At 73.5% G+C, this 6,217-nt stretch carries 7 protein-coding genes and 1 tRNA gene; 2 read left to right on the top strand and 6 right to left on the bottom strand.

The annotated features are described in order from the left end of the window. The 6 genes from ACK8OX_RS18570 to ACK8OX_RS18545 form a co-directional block, all read right to left on the bottom strand. A partial coding sequence (locus ACK8OX_RS18570; RefSeq protein ID WP_430665723.1) for a hypothetical protein occupies positions 1–572 on the bottom strand: 572 nt, incomplete at its 3' end. A 165-nt stretch (positions 573–737) separates the two neighbouring features. Next, positions 738–1,565: a calcium-binding protein gene (locus tag ACK8OX_RS18565; protein WP_430665722.1), complete on the bottom strand. Its 828-nt coding sequence runs from the start codon at positions 1,563–1,565 to the stop codon at positions 738–740. Between the two features lie 105 nt (positions 1,566–1,670). Next, positions 1,671–2,429: a winged helix-turn-helix domain-containing protein gene (locus ACK8OX_RS18560; protein ID WP_430665721.1), complete on the bottom strand. Its 759-nt coding sequence runs from the start codon at positions 2,427–2,429 to the stop codon at positions 1,671–1,673. A 113-nt stretch (positions 2,430–2,542) separates the two neighbouring features. After that, a complete protein-coding gene (locus tag ACK8OX_RS18555) occupies positions 2,543–3,298 on the bottom strand; it encodes an ABC transporter ATP-binding protein (protein WP_430665720.1) in 756 nt (251 codons plus the stop codon). Next, the gene (locus tag ACK8OX_RS18550; RefSeq protein ID WP_430665719.1) at positions 3,295–4,539 is read right to left on the bottom strand and encodes an ABC transporter permease; all 1,245 of its coding nucleotides are present in this window, start codon (positions 4,537–4,539) and stop codon (positions 3,295–3,297) included. Before ACK8OX_RS18550 ends, ACK8OX_RS18555 begins: the two co-directional genes overlap by 4 nt. Continuing rightward, positions 4,536–5,651: an efflux RND transporter periplasmic adaptor subunit gene (locus ACK8OX_RS18545; protein WP_430665718.1), complete on the bottom strand. Its 1,116-nt coding sequence runs from the start codon at positions 5,649–5,651 to the stop codon at positions 4,536–4,538. Before ACK8OX_RS18545 ends, ACK8OX_RS18550 begins: the two co-directional genes overlap by 4 nt. A 104-nt stretch (positions 5,652–5,755) precedes the next feature. Between ACK8OX_RS18545 and ACK8OX_RS18540 the strand changes: the two genes are divergently transcribed. Both ACK8OX_RS18540 and ACK8OX_RS18535 read left to right on the top strand, forming a co-directional pair. Next, positions 5,756–5,830: transfer RNA gene (locus ACK8OX_RS18540), tRNA-Thr, on the top strand. A 13-nt stretch (positions 5,831–5,843) separates the two neighbouring features. Beyond that, complete coding sequence (locus tag ACK8OX_RS18535) at positions 5,844–6,209, top strand: Bug family tripartite tricarboxylate transporter substrate binding protein (protein WP_430665724.1); 366 nt, start codon at positions 5,844–5,846, stop codon at positions 6,207–6,209. Positions 6,210–6,217: the final 8 nt, after the last annotated feature.

Genomic DNA, 6,217 nt, shown 5'->3' with positions numbered 1-6,217 from the left:
GCCAGCGCGCCGCGCGCCGCGCCGCCGCGGCGGGCCAGCGCGACGAGGGAGGGGGGCGTCGCGGCCGGCGCCGGCAGCGCGATGGGCGGACCATCCGGCGGCAGGAGCAAAGCGCCCCCGCCCGGCGGCGCATCGAGCAGGAGGAGGCGGGAGCCTGGTTCGGGCGCGGCGATGGGGCGGAGCGCCGCGGCGGGGGCCAGCAGGTGCCAGGCGCCCGGCGCCGCGGGTTCCGGCAGGCGCCAGAGGCAGGGGCGGTCGCCGGCCAACGCGGCGGCCGGGCGCGCGGCGAGGGCGGCTGCGACGGCGTGGCACAGCCCGCCGAAGCGAGGGTCGGTGCGCGCGCGGAAGGCGGGCGCGGCGGCGACCAGGCGGCGCAGCAGGACCAGCAGGTCGGGCTCCGCCCGGTCGGCGAGCAGCGTGGCGAGCCCGCCCGCCGGCCCGAGCGTGGCATGGGCCAGTGCGCGCCCGTCGCGGCGGAGTTCGAGCACCGCGCCTTCGGCGCAGGCGGCGGAGGCGGCGGCCAGGGCCAGCAGGCCGCCCGGCAGGGCGAGGCAGGCGACGGGCGGCATCACGGTGACGCCGTCCAGACGCAGTTCCGCCGGCCCCTGCGAAGGGACCGGCGGGATCGCGGCGTCGAGGGCGAGGAAGCCCCCTGGACTCCAGGCGGTTCGGGGGATGGCCGGGGATCGCGCCCCGGCCGGCAGGGCCTGTGCCGCCATGCGTCCCCCGCGCCCGCCTCAGACGATCTTCACGTAGTCGTTCAGGTGGCTGAGCAGGTCGTCGCGCGAGACGCCGACCAGCGTGATGCTGTCGCCGCCGAGCGAGATGACCGCGCCCATCGGCCCGCCCTTGACGAAGGAGGCGAGGTCGCTGGCGCTGTCGATGCTCGTGCCGTTGATGCCGGCCTTGATCGCCAGCATGTCCTCGCCGGGGCGGAAGTCGAGCACGACGTCGCCGCCGAACTTGGACTCGAAGTAGAAGGTGTCCGCATCCGCGCCGCCCGAGAGGCGGTCGTCGCCCGCATCGCCGTGGATGGTGTCGCGGCCGCCGGAGCCGACGACCATGTCGTCGCCCTTGCCGCCGGAGAGCCAGTCGTCGCCGCTGCCGCCGAACAGGGTGTCGTCGCCTTCGTCGCCCGCCGCGCGGTCGTTGCCCGTGCCGCCGTTGATGAGGTCCGCGCCCTTGCCGCCGGCGGCGACGTCGTCACCCGTGCCGGCATCGATCGTGTCGTCGCCCTGGCCGCCGAACAGGCTGTCGCGCCCTTCGCCGCCGAACAGCAGGTCGGTGCCCTTGCCGCCGTCGACGATGTCGTCGCCCGTGCCGCCGTCGAGGCGGTCCTTGCCGTCCTCGCCGTAGAGCAGGTCGTCGCCGGTGCCGCCGAAGGCGGTGTCGTCGCCCTTGCCGGCCAGGACGAAGTCATGGCCGCGGCCGGCGAGCAGGTAGTCGTCGCCGCCATAGGTCACCAGCATGTTGTCGAGGACGCCGGGGAAGGCGGCGTCGGCGTCGATCACGTCGGCTTGCTGCGTGCCGTACCAGCTGCCGGGGATGGAGGCGAAGTCGGCCATGAGGGGATCCTTGTCCTAAGCAGGCTGTGGTCAGGGCCGCTTGGGCTGCGGCTATCGGGGTTGTAAAACCTGCTTGGTCTACACGCATAGGTAGAAAGACAATAATCAACACGCGCTCGTGACATGGGGCTCGGGAACCGATCCGGCGCGGGGCGGGCGCTCCCTCCCCTCCGCCGCGTCGAAGCCGACGAAGACGTAGCCGACCCCGCGGACCGACTTGATCAGTCGCGCGCTGGCGCCGTCGTCGTTCAGCTTGCGCCGCAACCGCAGCACCAGGTTATCGAGCGCGCGGTCCTCCGGGTGGTAGGGCCGGCGCAGCACCGCCAGCGACAGCGCGTCGCGCTGCACCGGCACGCCCTGCTGGCGCACCAGGCCGTGCAGCAGCTCGTATTCCGCGGATGTGAGGCCCCGCGGGGCGCCGTCGGGCCCGAACAGCTCGCGCTGGCGCGGGCAGATCCGCCAGCCGGATTCGCCGGCCGGCACCGCCCCGCCGCCCGCGCGGCGCAGCACGCTGCGGATGCGGGCCAGCAGTTCGCGCGGGCTTGCGTGGCTCGACAGGTAGTCGTCGGCGCCGAGTTCGAGCGCCATGACGCGGTCCACCTCGTCGTCGGCGTCCATCGCGCGCATGATCGTCGGCACCGCGGAGACCGCGCGGATGCGGCGCAGCAGGCCGAGGTCGCGGTCGAGTTCGAGCCGGTGGTGCAGCACCACGAGGCCGGGGGGCCGGCTGGCGACGTGGCGCAGCGTGGAATCGGCGGCCGGCAGCATGTCCACCTGCAGGCCGTTGCGGCCGAGATAGGCGGCGGTGCCGGTCCCGGCTTCCTGTTCCCGGTCGATCAGGACGATGCGCGCCGCGATGCCCATGGTGTCCCCTGGCCGGGGCTGGCCCCGGCGTGTTCACGATGTCGTGTGGACAACCAGTAGTAGTGGGATGCGGCAAAGGTCAACCGATAGTAAAATATTGTAGGCGATTTAACCTATGCCGTCGGATTGAGCGCACCAGTCCCGTAACGAGGCGCAGCGACGACCGGGCCGTCCGAAACGATCCGTCCATCCACCAGGTGGATGCGCCGATGCGCGCGGGCGGCCAGTTCCGCGTCATGGGTCACCACCAGCACCGTGCGGCCCTGTTCCGCCGTCAGCCGCGCGAAGGTGTCGAACACCGCCGCCGCGTTCTTCGTGTCGAGATTGCCGGTCGGCTCGTCGGCCAGGATCAGCGCCGGGTCGTTGGCGAGCGCGCGGGCGATCGCAACGCGCTGGCGCATCCCGCCCGAGAGCTGTTCCGGCAGCTTCCCCGCCGCCTCGCCCAGCCCCAGCCTGTCCAGCAGTGCCTGCGCCTGTTCGCGCGCCGCGCGGTCGCCGAGCCGGCCGAGCCGGCGGATCGGGATCAGCACGTTGTCGAGCGCCCGGAATTCCGGGAGCAGGAAGTGGAACTGGAACACGAAGCCGAGCCGCGCGAGGCGTAGGGACGCCATCTCCGCCGCCGCCAGCCTCGCCGTGTCCCGCCCTTCCAGCAGCACCTGCCCGGCGGTCGGCCGGTCCAGCAGGCCGAGCAGGTAGAGCAGGCTGGACTTGCCCGACCCGGACGGCCCGGTGATCGCCACGAATTCGCCCGGCCTCACGGTCAGCGAGATGTCGCGCACCAACGTCGCGCCTTCCGGCAGGGTGCGCGTGACGCCGCGGGCCTCCAGCAGCGGCGCCACGGCGCCTATCGCCGTTCCCTCGCCGCTCATGCCGCCCCGCGCACCACCTGGACGGGGTCGAGCCGGCTGGCGCGCCGCGCCGGGATCACCGCCGCGATCCCGGCCGCGAGCACCGCGAAGATGCTGGCAGCCAGGTAGACCCGCCAGTCCCGCGCCAGGATGAAGCGGTCGTTGCCGGCCGGCGTCTCCAGCCCGAAGCGGATCTGCGCCAGCGCCTCGATCATCAGCGCGCCGAGCAGGCAGCCGACGATGGCGCCGAGCAGCCCGGCCACCATGCCCTGCACCAGGAACAGCAGCTGGATGTCGCGTTCGGTGAAGCCGAGCGACTTCAGGATGGCGATGTCGCGCGTCTTCTCGAACACCACGGTGGAGATGATGTTGTAGATGCCGAAGGACGCCACCAGCAGGATCGCGCCGGTGACCGAGTACATGATCGCGTTCTGGATCACGAAGACGGTCAGGATGTTCTGGTTCTGCTCCTCCCAGCTCTCCGACCGGTCGCCGAAGCGGGCCTCGATCTGCCGCGCCAGCGGCTCGGCCCGCGTCACGTCGGCAAGCCGCACGAGGATCTGGTTCACCACGTTCGGCCGGTCCTGCAGCACCTGCGCGACCTTCAGCAGCACGTAGCCGTATTGCTGGTCCAGCGCCTGCACGCCCGTGCGGAACAGCCCGACCACCTTCATCGACAGCGCGACCCCCGCCGGCGAGACGGCGCCGATCGTGTCGCCGAGCCCGACGCCGAGCCGGATCGCCAGGCCTTCGCCGATGACGATGCCGTTCGCCGTCGCGCGCAGCTCCTCGAGGCTGCCCGCGATCATGTCCTTCTCGATGTTGGACACGCGCCGGTGCCGCGCCGGGTCGATCCCCGTCACCGCCGCCGAGACATCGCGCGAGCCGTAGCGCAGCAGCGCCTGGCCCGACAGCACCGGGGCGGCCGCGACGCCCTCCATCGCCTCCAGCATGGCCAGCTTGTCGCCGGGCGCGCGGATGCCGCGGATGCGGTCCCGCGGCTTGATGCCCTGCACCTCCACCGCCGCGCCGGGCAGGGCGATCTCGGCGGCCTGGGCCGGCGGGCGGCGGGTCTCGTCCTTGATGGTGATGTGGGGGGCGACGTCGATGATCTGCGCCACGAAATAGGTCTGGAAGCCCCGCATCAGCGCGGCGATCGCGATGAAGAAGGCGACGCCGAGCGCGACGCCGGAGACCGAGACGACCGTCTGCCGCCGCCGCCGCGCCAGCATCCCGCGCGCGAGGTCGAGGATCAGCCTCACCGCCCGCCCTCCGATGCGCGGGGGGGCGCGGCGGCCGGGGGCGGCGGCGCGGCAAGGCGGACCGCCTGCCCGTCGCGCAGGCCCGCCGGCGGGTCGAGGATCACCGCCTCGCCGGGCGCGAGGCCGCGCCGCACCTCGGTCGCGCTCGGCCCCTGCACGCCGATCTCCACCTCGCGCCGGCGCGCCACCTCCTTCTCCACCACCCAGACGACGGCGGGGCGGGGCGCGCCGTTCGGCGCCGCGGGCGGCGAGGAGGCGCGCGCCGCGGCCCCGCCCCGCGCCGCCGCGGGCAGCACCACCGCGCCGGGCGGGACGAGCACGGCGGCCGCCTCCTCCCGCAGGACGATGTTCGCCTCCACCGTCATGCCGATCAGCAGGGGCGTGTCGTCAGGCAGGGCGAGGCGCACGCGATAGGCCTTGCGCGTGGTGTCGCCCTTCGGCGTGATCTGCGCGACGGTCGCCGTCATCACCCGTCCCGCGAAGGCGTCCGCCCGCAGCAGCACGCGCTGGCCGACCGCGATGCGGGCGATGTCCTCCTCGTCCACCTCGGCGGTGACGCGCAGCGGCCGCGGCTCGCCGATCCAGAACAGGGATGCGGGGGTGTCCACCACCTCGCCCACCTCCGCGTCGCGGCGCAGCACGATGCCGTCGGTCGGCGCGCGCACCACGTAGTCGTCGAGCCGCTGCCCCGCCGCATCGGCCGTCGCGCGGGCGGCGCGCGCATCGCGCTCGGCGCGTTCCAGCGTGGCGCGGGCGGCGATGTCGCGGGCCACCAGGGTGCGGGTGCGCGCGAGGTCCTCGGCCGCGAAGCGGGCCCGGGCCTCCGCCTCCTCTGCGAGCGAGCGGGACTGCCGGTCGTCGAGCGTCGCGAGGCTCTGCCCCTGGGTGACGCGGCTGCCCTCCTCGACCAGGACCTGCATCAGGCGCGCGCGGGTGGCGGGGCCGACGCGCGCCCAGTGCACCGGCTCCACGCTGCCGGTCGCATAGACCGCCTCCAGCGCCCGCCCCTCGGTGGCCAGCGCGATCGCGACCCTCGGCGGCAGCCCGAGCCAGGCATAGACCCCGCCGCCACCGGCCAGGACGAGGAGGAGGAGGATCAGGATGCGCCGCATGTTGCGCACACGCTACCACGCGCCACCGCCCCTGGCAGGGGAGGACTGCGCAGGGAGGTTGTCGGCCGGCCCGCGCCGGTCTATAGGGCGGCCCCGCCTGGTGCGCCGACATAGCTCAGCGGTAGAGCAACTGATTCGTAATCAGTAGGTCCCCGGTTCAATCCCGGGTGTCGGCACCATTTTTCCTTCGGAATCAAGGAGTTAAGGGCTCCTGCCAAGCGGCGGTCGGGGTTCGGGCAATCTATAAACGCCTATAAACTCCCGTGGCGCCTACCCTTCTTCGCGCCCGACCTGCCGACACTTGCCGAGACCTGGCCGGACGCGATCGTCGATCCCTGGCATGGCTTCGCGGCACCCGCCGGGACGCCACGCGCGGTGGTCGAGCGGCTCTCGGGCGAGATCCAGGCGGTGCTTCGCGACCCCGCGACGGAGCAGCGCATGCACGCGCAGGTGATGGTGCCGGCCCCGATGGCGCCCGACGCCTTCGCCGCATTCGTCGAGTCCGAGCGGCGGCGCTACGGGCCGGTGATCCAGCGGGCCAACATACGACCGGATTGATACCGGCC

It is taken from the genome of Falsiroseomonas sp. CW058 (assembly GCF_050563535.1).
GTDB lineage: Bacteria > Pseudomonadota > Alphaproteobacteria > Acetobacterales > Acetobacteraceae > Falsiroseomonas.
The sequence above is the reverse complement of the archived record's forward strand: the minus strand, read 5'-3'. Positions and strand labels throughout refer to the sequence as shown.